Below are 15,458 nucleotides of genomic sequence, written 5' to 3'. Positions count from 1 at the left end.
GCTTACTTGAGCTCGACCTTCGCGCCAGCCTTCTCGAGCTGGACCTTGAGCTTCTCGGCCTCGTCCTTGTTCACGCCTTCCTTGACAGGCTTCGGCGCGCCCTCGACGAGGTCCTTTGCTTCCTTCAGGCCCAGGCCGGTGATGGCGCGGACTTCCTTGATGACCTCGATCTTCTTCTCGCCGGCGGCGGCGAGAACGACCGTGAACTCGGTCTTCTCTTCAGCCGGAGCGGCGGCAGCGCCACCACCAGCCGGGCCGGCCACGGCGACAGCCGCGGCAGCCGAAACGCCCCACTTCTCTTCGAGGAGCTTCGCGAGTTCGGCAGCTTCGAGCACGGTGAGGCTCGAGAGGTCGTCAACGATCTTCTGCAAGTCAGCCATTGTTCAGTTTCCTTGAGTGTATGTCTGGTTCGGGTTTGAGTTTTGCGAAGGGCGTCAGGCCGCTTCGCCCTTTGAGGCATGAGCCTGGATGACGCGCGCGAGCTTGCCCGCGGGCGCATTGGCGAGCTGAGCGATCTTGGTCGCCGGGGCCACAAGAAGGCCGACGATCTTGGCGCGCAGTTCATCAAGCGACGGCAGCGAGGCAAGTGCCTTCACGCTGTCGACATTCAGGACGGTCTTTCCCATCGAGCCGCCAATGATGACGAACTTTTCGTTCGTCTTGGCGAATTCGACGGCGACCTTCGGCGCCGCTACCGGATCGTTCGAAGTGGCGATCACGGTCGGTCCCTTCAGCATGGGGCCGATGGCAACGACGTCAGTGCCTTCAAGAGCAATTTTGGCGAGACGGTTCTTCGAGACCTTCACCGAGGCGCCAGCCTGCTTCATCTGCATACGCAGCTTCTGCATCTGGGCAACGGTCAGGCCGGAATATTGAGCAACGACCGCGACGCTCGTGGTCTTGAAGACCCCATTGAGCTGTTCGACCGCTTCCTTTTTTGCCGCTCGTTCCACAGCAAGCTCTTTCCGGTTGGCGGTCATCGCAAGAAGCGGGACCGCCGGGTTGCACCCATCGTCCCACCCAAAACCTGAACCTCGGGGCCAAAACCCCTTGGACACGCGCCGGGCGAGACGACAATTCAAAGCCTGCCCTCCGGGAGCCCTTAAGGCCCACGGCGTGTCGAGGTCCGAACCAGACCCGTTTCGCAAGCCAGCCGTTAAAGCTGGGCGCGAAGTGAAATCCGGTCTTCACCCGTCTATGCAGGCCATGCGATTAAGCCGTTGAGAAATCGAAATTTCCCGCGGGCGCCTGCAGTCTTGGACAGGACAAGGTCAGCCGGCGAACCGCCCGACCCCTGCCCGCACTCCACCAACCGACGGGTTTTCCTTCCTTTTCGGGCAAATCCTCACGGACGTCCTGAAAAGGAATGATCTCCTGTCTTGTCGGGTTTTCGGAATGCGTGCACGAACGCGCCAGCCGAGGCCGGCACGTCCGGAAGCGGTTCTTTAACCGCTCGGAGCCCGCTTGCCAAGAGCAAAATTCACACCAGTTCCAATCGACTGGCGGCAGGGCTTGAGACGGCCCGACAAGGGCCGATTCAGGCCGATTTGACCCCGTATGGCAGCGGCTTGCCCGCGAAGAATGCCGTCAGGTTCGCCAGCACGCAGTTCTGCATGGCGACGTGTGATTCGAGGGTGTGGCCGCCGATATGCGGGGCGAATACGACATTGGGGAGCGCCGTCAGCGCGTCGGGGGCGTGCGGTTCCTTCTCGAAGACGTCGAGGCCGGCGCCGGCGATGGTCCTGTCGGTCAGGGCCGCGACCAGGGCCTTCTCGTCGATCACTGAGCCGCGAGAGATGTTGACGACATAGCCGTGCTCCCCGAGTCGCCCCAGGATATCGGCGTTGACGACGTGCTGGGTCTCGGCCCCTGCCCGGACCGCGATCATCAGCACGCTGCACCAGTCGGCGAGCGCCTCCAGCGTCGGGAAATATTGATAGGGCAGATCGTATTTGGTGCGGCTGAAATAGCCGACCTCGCTCTCGAAGGCGGCGCAGCGGGCCGCAATCTTGCGGCCGATCTCGCCCATGCCGTAGACGCCGATGCGGCGGCCGGGCATGCCCGCCTGCGGGCGCATCATCGGCGACTGCTTTGAGCCGGCCCAATCGCCGCTGCGGACATATTGGTCGGCGACCAGGATCCGCCGCGTCGTCGCCAGCATCAGGGTCATCGCGATGTCAGCGACGGAAGCCGCATTGGCACCGGGGCTGTGGCCGACCGCGATGTTGCGGGCGGCGGCCGCCTTCAGGTCGACGCCATCATAGCCGGTGCCGTAGCAGACGATGGCGCCGAGTTTTGGGAACAGGTCCATCGCATCTGCGGCGAGCGGCGAGCCGCCAGCGGTGAGCATCGCGCGGATGCCGCCGAGCTCATCGGCCGAAAACACCTCGCGCGCCGGCTTGCCGCCGGTGTCGAGCAGTTCGAACCGCTCGGCGAAACGCGCCATCATCGTCTTCGGGAAGCGCGAGTAGATCAGGACCTTGTCAGCCATTTTTTCTTGTTTCCCGGTTCTTGCTTCCGATGACAGCCACAAACGACGAGGGGCGGAATCGGTTGCCCAATTCCGCCCCTCGCCTCATGCAATTTCCAAACCTCAGCCGAGGCAAGCCTTAACCGAGAATGGTGCCCGGCTCGACCTTCACGCCGGGGCCCATCGTCGAGGACACCGCAACGCGCTGGATGTAGGTGCCCTTGGAGCCAGCCGGCTTCGCCTTCGAGACAGCATCGGCCAGGGCCTTGATGTTCTCGACCAGCTTCTCCTCGGAGAACGAGGCCTTGCCGACGCCAGCCTGCAAAATGCCGGCCTTCTCGACGCGGAACTCGACCGAGCCGCCCTTGGCACCCTTCACCGCACCGGTGACGTCCATGGTCACGGTGCCGATCTTCGGGTTCGGCATCAGGCCGCGCGGGCCGAGCACCTTACCGAGACGGCCGACCAGCGGCATCATGTCGGGGGTGGCGATGCAGCGGTCGAAATCGATCGAGCCGTTCTGCACCTTCTCGACCAGGTCTTCGGCGCCGACGACGTCGGCACCAGCAGCCTTGGCTTCGTCAGCCTTGGCGCCGCGGGCGAACACGCCGACGCGGAGCGTACGACCGGTGCCGTTCGGCAGGGTCACGACGCCGCGGACCATCTGGTCGGCGTGACGCGGATCGACGCCGAGATTGATCGCGACCTCGATGGTCTCGTCGAACTTCGCCTTGGCGCGTTCCTTGACCATCTTGATGGCGTCCGCGAGCGGGTAAAGCTTTTCGCGGTCAACACCTTCGCGGGCTTTGTTCAAACGCTTTCCGATTGCCATGACCGCTTACCCCGCCACTTCCAGACCCATCGAACGGGCAGAGCCCTCGACCATCTTCATGGCCGACTCGATGGAATCGCAATTGAGATCCTTCATCTTCTTCTCGGCGATCTCGCGCACCTGCGCCTTGGTCACCTTGCCGGCCTTATCACGGCCCGGCGCCTTCGAGCCGGACTGGATCTTGGCGGCCTGCTTGAGGAAGAAGGACATCGGGGGGGTCTTCATCTCGAACGTGAACGAACGATCGGCGTAGATCGTGATCACGACGGGAATCGGGGTGTTCTTCTCTTCCTTCTGGGTCTGGGCGTTGAACGCCTTGCAGAACTCCATGATGTTGAGACCGCGCTGACCAAGCGCGGGACCGATCGGGGGCGAAGGATTCGCCGCACCGGCCGGGACCTGAAGCTTCAGGTATCCGGTCACTTTCTTTGCCATGTATCACTCCTGTTGTGCCGGCCAGGCCGGCGGTTTCAGGTTCGTGGTCTGGGTCGGATGCGGCTGGCAACCGCCCTCTCCCTCCCACGGCCTCTTGCTAGCGTGAGACCGAAGCCTCACGCCTCAATCGATCAGACCTTCTCGACCTGACCGAATTCCAGTTCGACCGGCGTGGCGCGGCCGAAGATCGACACCGCGACCTTCACGCGCGAGCGCGCCTCGTCGATTTCCTCGACCACACCCGAGAACGAGGCGAACGGGCCATCGGCCACGCGCACGTTCTCGCCGATCTCGAACGACACCGACGCCTTCGGCCGTTCCACGCCCTCCTGCACCTGGTGCAGGATGCGCATGGCCTCGGCTTCCGAGATCGGCATCGGCTTGTTCTCGGCGCCGAGGAAGCCCGTGACCTTCGGGGTGTTCTTGATCAGATGGAACGCCTCGTCGGTCAGCTTCATCTTCACCAGCACGTAGCCCGGGAAGAACTTGCGCTCGGCGTCGATCTTGCGGCCGCGGCGCACTTCCGTGACCTTCTCGGTCGGAACCAGCACCAGCTCGAACAGCTCCTCGAGCCCGCGCTGCTTGGCCTGCTCGCGGATCGATTCGGCGACCTTCTTCTCGAAGTTCGAGTAGGCGTGGACGATGTACCAGCGCTTGTCGGTCGATTGGGTTGCAGCGGCTGTTGCCATCAGTGAATGCCCAAAAGGAAGGTGATGAGGTAACGGATGATCTGGTCGGCGGCGAAGAAGAATATCGAGGCCACGGCGACCATCACGAACACCATGATGGTGGTGATCGTGGTCTCACGACGGGTCGGCCAGGTGACCTTGGCGGTCTCCGAGCGCACTTCCTGCAAAAACTTGAACGGGCTGACTGCCATCGTTTGATGTCCAACGTCCGTCGACAGACGCGAATGAATTTCAGGGATCCGAACAGCCGCCGTTGGCCCAGCCCTCTGTCTCGAAGGATGAGCCGGGAACCGGGCTCGATTGTTCGGGGATTTCAAAGCCGCGCCGGAAATCCGCGTTTAACGGGCCGGCTGCGAGTGCGGGGTAGATACTGCGGATGGGGCCAAAGGTCAAGGTGTGGGCTGCCCGGGACACGCGCGGCCGAGGCCAGCGGACCCGATCCGGATCAAGGGCTTACCCGGTCCGCATGATCCACGGTCCGAGCTTGTCGGCCCGCTGCCGTCCTGCCTGTCGATCCTGATTGTCTGGGATTAGCTGGCAGGAGTGGCAGGGCTCGAACCTGCGACCCCCGGTTTTGGAGACCGGTGCTCTACCAATTGAGCTACACTCCTACGGACCCTCGCGTCGCCACGCGGATCAGGGGCGCTTTCAAGCACAGGGGACGGCTGGTTTGCAAGGGTGAAGCGCGCTGGCTTCGCTTGTTTGTGCCGCGCCTTCTGGGCCACAGTTCATTCCCGATAATAATGTGCCCCCGGGAGTGAACATGACTGCCACAGCCGCCGCCCAAGCCGCCTCCGCGCCGAAAACCCCGCCTTTGCCCGAGGCCAGGCCGGAAACGCTGGGCCTGTCGCGCCCTCGCCTCCAGGCGATGTCGGACGCCTTCAAGCGCGAGATCGACAAGGGAACCATTCCCGGGGTGACCGTGCTGGTGGCGCGGCGCGGCCAGGTCGGCTGGTTCGAGGCGCTCGGCAAGCGGAGCCCGGTGGGGGCCGCGCCGATGGCGCTTGATTCGATCTTCCGGATCTTCTCGATGACCAAGCCGATCGTCTCGGTCGGCATCATGGCGCTGGTCGAGGATGGCCATTTGCTGCTCGCCGATCCCGTCGCCAAGTTCATTCCGGAGTTCGCTGACCAGAAGGTCGGCGTGGTCAGCGGCGGCAAGCTGGAACTGGTTCCGCCCCGGCGGCCGATGACGGTGCAGGACCTGCTCCGCCACACCTCTGGTCTCACTTATGAGCACCAGGGCGACGGCCCCGTGCACAAGCTCTACCAGGAGTCCCGCGTCCGCAGCCGCAAGATCACCAATGCCGAGCATGCCGCGCTGGTCGCGAGCTTCCCGCTGGTCTGCCATCCCGGCGACGAGTTCAACTACAGCCGCTCCACCGACATCCTCGGCCGCATCATCGAGGTCGTCAGCGGCAAGTCGCTCGGCGCCTTCCTCACCGAGCGCATCCTCGCCCCGCTGCAGATGACTGAAACCGCCTTCTCCACCAGCGAAGCCAATGCCGGCAGGCTCGCCCAACCTTTCGAAGCCGATCCCTGGACCGGCGACAAGGTCGCGCTGTTCAACATGCTCGAGCAGCCGGTGATGGAGTCCGGCGGCGGCGGTCTCGTCTCGACCACGATGGACTATGCCCGCTTCGCGCTGATGCTGCGCAACGGCGGCACGCTCGACGGCAACAGGATCATCGGCTGCAAGACGCTGGAGCTGATGGCATCCGATCACCTTGGGCCGCACGTTGTGACCAACGGCACGCTGCTGTCGCCGGGCCACGGCTTCGGCCTCGGCTTCGCCGTGCGCCGCGAGGCCGGCATCGCGCCGTTCCCCGGCAGCGTCGGCCAGTATTTCTGGAGCGGCATTGCGGGGACGTTCTTCTGGATCGACCCGAAGGAAGATCTGTTCGTCGTGTTTATGTCGCAGGGACCGGGGCAGCGCGACCACACGCGGACGCTGGTGCGGGATCTGGTTTACGCGGCGGTGGATTGAGGAGACGCCAGTTAGACGCGGCGTTGCATCTCCGCACTCACTGTCATGCCCCGCGACCCGGCTACGCCAAGGCTTCGCCGGGGCTCAGGTCCAGGGCCGCCGAAGCTTTAGCGTAGGCGGCAAGCGGGGCATCCAGGGCGGATTCAAACGGTCGTCGCAACACTCGGAGGTTGGAGGTTGCGATGAACGTTGTAAGGCGCCGATCGGCGCGGTCAGGACGAGCCCCATTGCCATCGCCAGGACGGCCGTCTGTTGCAGGACGCGATGAACAGAATAGATTTTGGCTGGCGATTGCCGCGGGGCTAAGCAGCGAGGATGCTGCGCTGGAAGCCGGATTGTCACAACCTGTCGGAAGCAGATTATTCCGAAAGGCGGGCGGCATGCCACCAGCGATGTTCAGATCTTCGGCAAAGGTACTCTCCGGGCGGTACCTCTCATTGGTAGAGCGCGAGGAGATCGCACTCCTCAAGGTGCAGGGCCATTCCAGGCAAGAGATTGGACGTCGCCTGGGGCGGGCTGCTTCGACAATATCCCGTGAACTGCGACGCAACGCGGCTACCCGCGGCGGCGGGTTGGAGTATCGGGCAACAACTGCCCAATGGCATGCGAATCGATCCGCCCGCCGACCCAAGCCGACCAAGCTTGCGCTCAATGCAACCTTGCGCACTTATGTGGAGGAGAGACTTGCTGGCGGCGTCGTAGCCCCGAGCGGCGCGCTCGTTCCTGGTCCCGCCGTTCTGTGGAAGGGCCGCCGGCATGGCCCACGCAAGGATCGGCGATGGGCCAAAGCCTGGAGTCCCGAGCAGATTGCCCGACGCTTGCCGATCGACTTCCCGGACGACAAGACGATGCGCATCAGCCACGAAGCTATCTATCAAGCTCTCTTCGTTCAGGGCCGTGGGGCGCTGCGCCGCGAGCTGACGGCCTGCTTGCGAACCGGGCGTGTATTACGGATGCCCAGGGCGCGCGTACGCAGGCGAGGCAAGGGGTTTGTCTCGCCGGAGATCATGATCAGTGAGCGCCCTGCTGAAGCTGCCGATCGAGCAGTGCCGGGACATTGGGAGGGAGACCTCATCCTCGGTCTTGGCAGCTCGGCAATCGGCACGCTGGTCGAGCGCACGACGCGCTTCACGATGCTATTGCACCTTCCCCGGTTGGCGGGGCACGGCGAAGCTCCGCGCGCGAAGAACGGACCTGCGCTCGCGGGACACGGGGCCGAGGCCGTGCGCGACGCGATCACGCGCACCGTCATCACCTTGCCCGAAGAACTGCGTCGCTCGCTGACCTGGGATCAGGGAGCCGAAATGGCTCAGCACGATCGTCTCAAGATCGATGCGGGTATCCAGGTCTACTTCTGCGACCCGCAAAGCCCTTGGCAGCGCGGTACTAACGAGAACACCAACGGGTTGCTGCGACAGTACTTCCCGAAAGGCACAGACCTCAGCATCCATAGCGCCGACGAGATATCCGCTGTGGCAGCGGCCCTCAATGCCCGTCCGAGAAAGACACTAGGCTGGAAAACGCCGGCGGAGGCGCTTGACGAATTGCTGTTATGAGTGAAAACAACTGGTGTTGCGACGACCGTTTGAATCCGCCCAGTACGCAGCGGCGGATGTGGTGAAAGCGAGCTCTCTAGCGCCGGCCTCTGGGATACTGGATCGCCCGCCCCAGCGCGCAATTGCGCACAAGGCGGGCGATGACAGCTGTGTGTGGGCGGGCTGGGTGCCCCTTCCCTCCCACGCAACGCCTCAACTAATCGTCGCGCCGCCGTCGATCACCATGGTCTGGCCGGTCATGAAGTCGCCGGCCTTCGATCCCAGGAACACGGCGGCGCCGGCGATCTCGTCGGGGATGCCGATGCGGAGCAGCGGCGAGCGCGAGGTCGAGGCCTTCAAATTCTCCGGATTGTCCCACAGTGCCTTGGCAAAATCGGTCTTGATCAGACCGGGCGCGATGCAGTTCACGCGGATGTTGTGCTTGCCGTACTCGCAGGCGAGGTTGCGCGCGAGCTGCATGTCGGCGGCTTTCGAAATCGCGTAGGCGCCGAGGATGGTCGAGCCCTTGAGGCCGCCGATCGAGGAGACGATGATGACCGAGCCGTCCTTGCGCTCGATCATCTGCGGCACCACCATCGAGATCAGCCAGTTGTTGGCGACGATGTTGTTGTCGAGAATCTTCCTGAACTGATCGTCGGAGATGCCGGCGAGCGGACCGTAATAGGGGTTCGACGCGGCGTTGCAAACCAGCACGTCGATCTTGCCGAAGGCGCGGTTGCTCTCGTCGATCAGGTTTTGCAGATTTTCCTTCGACGAGATGTTGGCGGCGATCGCGACCGCCGTGCCGTTGCCGAACTTGTCGTTGATGCCCTTCGCAACCTGGTCGCAGACATCGGCCTTGCGCGAGGAGATCACGACCTTGGCGCCGTGCTCGGCCATGCGCTCGGCGATCGCCAGCCCGATACCGCGCGTCGAGCCGGTGATGACGGCGACTTTCCCCTTCATGTCGAACAAGGTCATGGTTTCCTCCCAGATTATGGTTTGATTGACTTGAAGCTTACGCCGTGTCCGCGCGCGCGGACAACGGTATCAGGCGAGCTTCTTGACTTCCGGCCCCGCCAGCTGATGCATCTCGGCGTGCGCGTCATCAGCGATCCACGGCTGCTGGTTGACCATCGGCAGTCGCCAGACCGAGCGTTCGGGGCTTGAGAAATAATCGAGCCGCGTGATCGACACATTGTCGATGTCGAACGACAGGGCCCGCTCTACCTGGCCGTCGAGTGCGAGGCCGATCGCCGCCTTGATGGTGCCGCCATGCGCGACCGCGATCACATCCTGCCCGGCCGCCTCGTTGTTGATCCGCTCGACGGTGCGGCGCGTGCGGTTGTAGAGATCCATGAAGCTTTCGCCGCCGGGCGCGGGCTCGTTGATGTCGGCGAACCAGCTCGAGCCGACGGGGCGGCTGGCGATGAACTGGGCGCGGTTCATGCCCTGCCAGCGTCCGAGATTCTGTTCGGCCAGGTCTGCTTCCCATTTCATCGATGCGGGCCTTGGGAAGCCGGCCGCCCAGATCGCTTCCGCGGTCTGGTGGGTGCGCATCAGATTGCTCGAATACCAAACCGCCTTGCGTGGCAGCACCTTGGCAACAGCGTTGAACACGTAGGTGTCGCTGGTGTCGCAGGCGAGATCGCTCTGGCCGTAAATGTTGCCGCCGTCATTGCGCACCGGCGCATGACGGACCCACCACCACCGCGTCGTGACCACTTTGGGCTTGTCTGTGCCTGTCATCGAAACTCTTCCATCCCGTGTGATGTCGCTGTACGTCAGGTGTGAACGTGTCTCAAGACACTTTACCGTTTGAAATCTTGTTTGAAATTCCGTTGCGCGGCAAGCGTCGCGCAGCATACCAAAGGGAGAAACGCATGGGCCGTCTGCAAGGCAAATCCGTCATCATCACCGGCGCCGGCAGCGGCATCGGCCGCGCCGCCGCACTCCTCTTCACCAGGGAAGGCGCCAAGCTGATCGCGGTTGACCGCACCGAGGCGGTGAAGGAGACCGTCGACGAGGTGAAGAAGGCCGGCGGTGTCGCGGAAGCCATGGTGGCCGACGCGGGCTCCGAAAAGGACGTCATGGCCGTCATCGACAAGGCGGTGAAGACGCATGGCCGGCTCGACGTGATCTGGGCCAATGCCGGCGTCTCCGGCGGGCTCGTGCCGCTCGGCGAGCAGACCGTGGAACAGTGGCAGGAGGTGCTGCGCGTCAACCTGATCGGCCCGTTCCTCGCGGTGAAGCATTCGATGCCGCACATGGTGAAGCAGCAATCCGGCGCGATCGTGCTCACGGCGTCCGTCGCGGGCCTCAAGGCCGGCGCCAGCGGACATCCCTATGCGGCGAGCAAGGCCGGCGTGATCAGCCTGGTGCAGACCACGGCGTATTCGCTCACCGGCACCGGCGTGCGCATCAACGCGGTCTGCCCGGGCCTGATCGAGACCGGCATGACCAAACCGATCTTCGACCGCGCCAAGGAGCGCGGCACCCAGGACAAGATCGGCCAGCTCAATCCGTTGAAGCGCCCCGGCCAGCCGCACGAGCTCGCGGCGATGGGGCTGTTCCTGGCCAGCGACGAAGCATCGTATGTCAACGGCCAGGCGTTCCCGGTTGACGGTGGTTTGACGGCGTCGATGCCGTATACGGGCAAGCCGGTTTAGCACGCGCTCTCTCGCATCCCGGACGCGCTGCGTCCGGGATGCGAGACCGGAGTTTTGGCGCGCAACTGCCTCAACATCGTCATTGCGAGCGCAGCGAAGCAATCCAGAATCCCTCTGCGGAGGCAGTCTGGATTGCTTCGTCGCAAGAGCTCCTCGCAATGACGGAGTGTGGGGGGACACGGCCGCTTCATCATACGCATCTTCATTGCGGACACACCCTCGCATCCTCGCGGCTTGCTTCGCCCGAGCTTTGCTTGGTCGCCTCACCCCCAATTGAAAGAGGGCGCAGGGAAGGCCGGGAGCCGGCTGGCTCCCATTGTCCGCTATGCCATGAGTAGTTTGCGCTACAATGCACAGCGGGTAACAGGGCAACCGGAGCATCCCGGCCTTCCCTGCGCAGTGGTTGGAACGGCTTATGTCGTGCTCTCCCCGGGGAGCGATGCACTATTGCCCCCGTCGCCGTTGCGGATGGCTGCTGCGCATGCCCGGTCGGGCTGCCACATCACCGCAAGACTTGGCGCACAGACCCCGGGCGCCAGGACGACACGATTTGGCCGTACGCCGATCACATCTGTCGTTGGCGCGAGGTCTTCGCTCACGGTCGCCCGCCCTGCGAAGCTTTTCGTGCCGATGTGACCTGCGTCCACCGCCGCCCGGCCCGCGTTCGTGACGATCGCGATACGCCCCTCTTCCTTGGGCCGGGTTGCGGCAACAGATACGCCGTTTCCGAATTTCGGTAAAGTGGAATATTTTGGCGAGTACACATTGACCGAGAGTTTGAGTGTTTTGCCCGACGGGCAACGCAAGGTCTTGTAGACTGGAGATCTTGTAGCCCGGATGGAGCGAAGCGTAATCCGGGGTTTGCGCCCCCCGGACATAGTGGCCCCGGATTTCGCTTCGCTCCATCCGGGCTACGATGCCGATTTGGCCTACGAAGCCAGCGCTGCGACAAACAACCCGCTCGCGACCACCGACGCAACCGTCCGCACGTGGTTCCAGAACGTCCAGTCCTTCAGATACGCCGCCCACACCGCGCCAGCCTCCGGCGCGGACGGCTGCAACGCGGCGAGCGCGTTGTTGAGCGGGACGTTGAACACCATCGTCACCACGAACATCCCGATGACATAGAGGCCGCCGCCGGCGATCATGCTCACTGCCCCCGGCTCGCTGACGCGCAACGTACCCATCACCACCAGCGCCGCGCCTGCTACCGTCGTGCCGAGAAACAGCGGCATGAACAGCGAGCGCACGATGTCGACATTGATCGCGTTCATCGCCGCGATGCCGGCCGCCTGGCCGAGCCGGCCGAACGCGGCCATGATAAAGGTCGAGAAGGCGAAATAGATTCCGGCCATGAGGCCGCAGCCGATCGCCGAAAACCAGAGCAGTCCGGTCGTGAAACCCTGCCACATGCCGCAGCTCCCTATAATACGATAAACTCTCGTATTTGATAAATGCGATAAACTCTCTTATTTGTGACGTCAAGCGCGGATGGCGGGAACCAGGATGCCGGAACGGAAAAGCAGGACGGACAAGACGACGCACGCGGCCGCGCGACGCACGCCGCTGGTGCCGACGCAGGAGCGAAGCCGCGAACGCTTCGACCGCATCCTGACCGCTGCGGCCGAGATTCTCACCGAGAAAGGCAGCGACGCCTTCCGGATGAGCGACATCGTCGAGCGCACCGGCATCGCGTTCGGCTCGCTCTATCAATATTTTCCGGACAAGAGCACGGTGATCGGGACGCTCGCCGAGCGGTGCAATGTCATCGGCCGCGAATGCGTCCAGCGCGACCTCGCCGAGATGAAGAAGCTATCCGACCTGCACGCTGCTCTGTGCCGCATCACCGACGGCTATGACCAGATGTTCCGCGAGCATCCCGTGATGCATCACATCTGGCAGGCGACGCAAGCCGACCGAAGCTTGCAGAAGATCGACGAGGAGGATGTGGCCTTTCTCGCCGGCCTCTTGCGCGAGGCGCTCAAGCGCGTCGCGCCGAAACAGCCCGCCGCCGCCCTCACCTCCTTCTCGCAACTGGCGATGATCCAGATCGCCGCCGCGGTTCGTCACGCCATCGCCTTGCCGCCGGCGGAGGCGCGGCGTACGCTCGAGCTGTTCAAGCGAATGCTGCCGAAAGATCTCTCCGCGCTCGGCTGAGGTTCAGCGAAAGCACCCTTCGCGATCCGATTTGCCCGAACCGCCACTCCGTTGGTATGTTTCGTGCAGGCGGCGAAGCCATCCTCCATCTCATGAACGAGACAATGCCCAACCCGATTTTCCCGAGTTCACGACCCGATCGCATTCGCAACCTCCTCGCCGACCTCGTCGGCTTCGACACCGTCAGCGACCGCACCAATCTGCCCTTGATTGCCCATATCGAGAGCTATCTCGCTTTCCTCGGTGTCAAGGGCGAGCGCATCGTCGACGACACCGGCCAGAAGGCCTCGCTCTGGGTCACCATCGGACCGGAGGACCGTCCAGGCCTCGTGCTGTCGGGACACACAGACGTCGTGCCGGTCGTGGGCCAGGACTGGAGCCACGATCCGTTCAAGCTGGTCGAGCGCGACGGCAAGCTCTACGGCCGCGGCACCACCGACATGAAGGGTTTTGTCGCGGTGTGCCTCGCCATGGTGCCGGAGATGCTGGAAGCGAAGCTGACGACGCCGATCCATCTCGCCATCTCCTATGACGAGGAGATCGGCTGCGTCGGCGTGCGGCCGATGCTGCGCGAGGTCGCGAAGAAGAAGATCAAGCCGCTCGGCGCCTTCATCGGCGAGCCGACCGAGATGAAGGTCATCATCGGCCACAAGGGCAAGCACGGCGTGCGCGCGACATTCCGTGGTCTCGCCCGCCACTCCTCGATCGCGCCCGACGGCGTCAACGCGATCGAATACGCGGCCGAGCTGATCACCGAAATCCGTCGCCGTGCCGTGAAGCTTGCGGCCGCGCGATCGAATGACAGCCTCTACGACGTTCCGCATTCGACGCTGCTCACCAGCATCGTGCATGGCGGCGCCGCGCTGAACATCGTGCCCGATACCTGCACGGTGGATTTCGAATGCCGCGGCATCGGCATCACCGAGTCGCGCGAGGTGACGGATGCGATCGTCGCCTGGGCCAAGGCCGAGCTCGGGCCGGAGATGAAGGCGAGACATCCGGAGTGCGGCATCGATTTCGAGGAGATCCTTGATTATCCCGCGCTCGACACGGCGGCCGACGCCGCCATCGTCACACTGGCAAAAAGCCTCGCCGGCCGCAACGACCACGCCAAGGTCGCCTTCGGCACCGAGGCGAGCCTGTTCGCCAGCATGGCGGATATCCCGTCGGTGGTGATCGGCCCCGGCGCGATCGCGCAAGCGCATACGCCCGACGAGTTCGTGGCGATGGCGGAGCTGGAGAAATGCGCAGGCTTCGTGGAAAGGCTGATCGCGCATTGTGTGAAGGGCTGACCCGTAGGGTGGGTTAGCTTAGCGCAGCGTAACCCGCCACTTCTGTTGCGCCGTGCGAATGGCGGACAACGATGCGCCTTTGCCCACCCTGCGGGAGCTGATTTGCCCGACAGGCAAGGCTCCCTTCTGCTAGGCTCCAGACTCTCGCCTAACCGAAGGGAGAACTCCATGAAGGCCATCGCACTGGGCGCACTCGGGGCCGTGCTGGTTGCGGCCGCCGCTCCCGCCGCGCCGCTCAACGCAACGACGATCGGCTCTGCCGAAATCTCCGACGTCGACCAAGTCGGTCTGATCTGCAACGAGTATTATGGACGCTGCTGGCGGACCCGGGGACGCTATGTCCTGCGCTACTTTGACGACCCCAGCTACTTCCCCGGCAGGGGCTACAACTACTACGCCGGTCCCGGCTATTACGATCGCGGATACGGCGGCTACTACGTCGGACCGAGGTTCACCATTCGCGCCCGGTAGCAGGCCAATCACCATCAGAGCGGCCCTCGACGCCGTCGCGTCGAAGAAGAAGGGCATGAACAGCGAGCGCAGGATGTCGACATTGATGGCGTTCATCGCCGCAACCGTTCAGAGCGTAGCCCGCATGAGCGTTAGCAACATGCCGGACCGCCGTCCCGGGTGTCGCTGCGCTCACCCGGGCTACGGGAGCACGCGTTCCTCATCGCTCCTGCAACGCCAGCCGCACGCCGACAGCGCAGTAGATGGTCCCGACCACCTTGCCCTGCCATTTCACCACGGCCGGATGGCGGCGCAGGAGATTGCCCAGACGACCGGCGCCGACGGCGAACACCACGGTGCTGACGAGACCCAGCAGCACGAAGACGATGCCGAGGATCGCAAGCTGAAGTGCGATCGAACCGTGCTCCGGCCTCACGAATTGCGGCAGGAACGCAAGGAAGAACAGCGCGGTCTTGGGATTGAGCACTTCGGTCAGCACGGCCTGCCGGAAGGCCCGGCCCGCGCCGATCGCGGGCGCGCCGCCGTTCAGCTCGACCGGCGCCTTGTCGAGCATCGCGCGAATGCCGAGATAGATCAGGAACGCAGCGCCCGCATATTTAACGATGCTGAACAGCAGCGCAGAGGTCGCGATGATCGCCGAAAGACCGACGATCGCCATCGAAGTGTGGATCAAGTCACCGGCCGCAATCCCCGCGCCGGTCGCGATGCCGACCTTCGTTCCCGAGCTAACCGCGCGCGCCATGGTGAGCAGCGTCGCAGGCCCGGGAATGAAGACAAAACCGAGTACGATGAGGATGTAGGTGATGAGGGTGGCGTGATCGATCATGTGGCTGGCCGTTCTTTCACTGATGTCGCTACGACAGCGGTGTCATGCCCCGGCTTGACCGGCGCATCCAGTACGCCGCGGCTCCTCTGCGTCCA

The 15,458-nt window shown here is 63.8% G+C and carries 17 protein-coding genes and 1 tRNA gene; 6 read left to right on the top strand and 12 right to left on the bottom strand.

Features of this window, described 5'->3' with window-relative positions:
• Nucleotides 1-2: 2 nt before the first annotated feature.
• The 8 genes from rplL to AB7531_RS17340 all read right to left on the bottom strand — a co-directional run bounded on the left by rplL (nt 3) and on the right by AB7531_RS17340 (nt 5,037).
• Nucleotides 3-380, bottom strand: coding sequence for a 50S ribosomal protein L7/L12 (gene rplL / locus AB7531_RS17375; protein WP_063982571.1), 378 nt, complete (start codon nt 378-380; stop codon nt 3-5).
• Nucleotides 381-434: 54 nt separating this feature from the next.
• Nucleotides 435-953 (bottom strand): 50S ribosomal protein L10, encoded by a 519-nt coding sequence (gene rplJ, locus AB7531_RS17370; protein ID WP_063986291.1) that lies wholly within the window; start codon nt 951-953, stop codon nt 435-437.
• A 584-nt stretch (nt 954-1,537) separates the two neighbouring features.
• A complete protein-coding gene (locus AB7531_RS17365; protein WP_063982570.1) occupies nt 1,538-2,491 on the bottom strand; it encodes a 2-hydroxyacid dehydrogenase in 954 nt (317 codons plus the stop codon).
• Between the two features lie 118 nt (nt 2,492-2,609).
• Nucleotides 2,610-3,302 (bottom strand): 50S ribosomal protein L1, encoded by a 693-nt coding sequence (gene rplA, locus AB7531_RS17360; RefSeq protein WP_014494487.1) that lies wholly within the window; start codon nt 3,300-3,302, stop codon nt 2,610-2,612.
• Nucleotides 3,303-3,308: 6 nt separating this feature from the next.
• Nucleotides 3,309-3,737, bottom strand: a complete 429-nt coding sequence (gene rplK / locus AB7531_RS17355; protein WP_006611824.1) for a 50S ribosomal protein L11 — start codon at nt 3,735-3,737, stop codon at nt 3,309-3,311.
• A gap of 131 nt (nt 3,738-3,868) precedes the next feature.
• Nucleotides 3,869-4,426, bottom strand: a complete 558-nt coding sequence (nusG, locus tag AB7531_RS17350) for a transcription termination/antitermination protein NusG (protein WP_063982569.1) — start codon at nt 4,424-4,426, stop codon at nt 3,869-3,871.
• Complete coding sequence (gene secE / locus AB7531_RS17345) at nt 4,426-4,617, bottom strand: preprotein translocase subunit SecE (RefSeq protein WP_007611620.1); 192 nt, start codon at nt 4,615-4,617, stop codon at nt 4,426-4,428. Before secE ends, nusG begins: the two co-directional genes overlap by 1 nt.
• A gap of 344 nt (nt 4,618-4,961) precedes the next feature.
• Nucleotides 4,962-5,037, bottom strand: a tRNA-Trp gene (locus tag AB7531_RS17340).
• Between the two features lie 152 nt (nt 5,038-5,189).
• On the opposite strand from AB7531_RS17340, the gene AB7531_RS17335 reads away from it, so the two are divergent.
• Nucleotides 5,190-6,413 (top strand): serine hydrolase domain-containing protein, encoded by a 1,224-nt coding sequence (locus tag AB7531_RS17335; protein WP_441280022.1) that lies wholly within the window; start codon nt 5,190-5,192, stop codon nt 6,411-6,413.
• A 182-nt stretch (nt 6,414-6,595) separates the two neighbouring features.
• Nucleotides 6,596-7,969, top strand: coding sequence for an IS30 family transposase (locus AB7531_RS17330; protein ID WP_210168703.1), 1,374 nt, complete (start codon nt 6,596-6,598; stop codon nt 7,967-7,969).
• 192 nt (nt 7,970-8,161) lie between these two features.
• Here the strand turns inward: AB7531_RS17330 and AB7531_RS17325 are convergent, their stop codons facing one another.
• Complete coding sequence (locus tag AB7531_RS17325) at nt 8,162-8,929, bottom strand: SDR family NAD(P)-dependent oxidoreductase (RefSeq protein ID WP_063982568.1); 768 nt, start codon at nt 8,927-8,929, stop codon at nt 8,162-8,164.
• A 69-nt stretch (nt 8,930-8,998) separates the two neighbouring features.
• Nucleotides 8,999-9,697 (bottom strand): histidine phosphatase family protein, encoded by a 699-nt coding sequence (locus tag AB7531_RS17320; RefSeq protein ID WP_063982567.1) that lies wholly within the window; start codon nt 9,695-9,697, stop codon nt 8,999-9,001.
• 134 nt (nt 9,698-9,831) lie between these two features.
• Between AB7531_RS17320 and AB7531_RS17315 the strand changes: the two genes are divergently transcribed.
• A complete protein-coding gene (locus AB7531_RS17315; RefSeq protein ID WP_063986290.1) occupies nt 9,832-10,617 on the top strand; it encodes an SDR family NAD(P)-dependent oxidoreductase in 786 nt (261 codons plus the stop codon).
• 929 nt (nt 10,618-11,546) lie between these two features.
• On the opposite strand, the gene AB7531_RS17310 is transcribed toward AB7531_RS17315, so the two are convergent.
• Nucleotides 11,547-12,029, bottom strand: a complete 483-nt coding sequence (locus AB7531_RS17310) for an anthrone oxygenase family protein (protein ID WP_063982566.1) — start codon at nt 12,027-12,029, stop codon at nt 11,547-11,549.
• 94 nt (nt 12,030-12,123) lie between these two features.
• Between AB7531_RS17310 and AB7531_RS17305 the strand changes: the two genes are divergently transcribed.
• The 3 genes from AB7531_RS17305 (at nt 12,124) to AB7531_RS17295 (ending at nt 14,537) form a co-directional block, all read left to right on the top strand.
• Nucleotides 12,124-12,774: a TetR/AcrR family transcriptional regulator gene (locus AB7531_RS17305; RefSeq protein WP_063982565.1), complete on the top strand. Its 651-nt coding sequence runs from the start codon at nt 12,124-12,126 to the stop codon at nt 12,772-12,774.
• Between the two features lie 104 nt (nt 12,775-12,878).
• A complete protein-coding gene (gene argE, locus AB7531_RS17300) occupies nt 12,879-14,066 on the top strand; it encodes an acetylornithine deacetylase (RefSeq protein ID WP_063986289.1) in 1,188 nt (395 codons plus the stop codon).
• 168 nt (nt 14,067-14,234) lie between these two features.
• Nucleotides 14,235-14,537 (top strand): hypothetical protein, encoded by a 303-nt coding sequence (locus tag AB7531_RS17295; RefSeq protein WP_063982564.1) that lies wholly within the window; start codon nt 14,235-14,237, stop codon nt 14,535-14,537.
• 199 nt (nt 14,538-14,736) lie between these two features.
• On the opposite strand, the gene AB7531_RS17290 is transcribed toward AB7531_RS17295, so the two are convergent.
• A complete protein-coding gene (locus AB7531_RS17290; RefSeq protein ID WP_063982563.1) occupies nt 14,737-15,363 on the bottom strand; it encodes a LysE family translocator in 627 nt (208 codons plus the stop codon).
• Nucleotides 15,364-15,458 lie beyond the last annotated feature (95 nt).

This window comes from Bradyrhizobium sp. 63_E2_N1_3 (genome assembly GCF_052076005.1).
GTDB lineage: Bacteria > Pseudomonadota > Alphaproteobacteria > Rhizobiales > Xanthobacteraceae > Bradyrhizobium > Bradyrhizobium barranii.
Note: the sequence above shows the minus strand (reverse complement) of the source record. Positions and strands in the feature narration are given on the sequence as shown.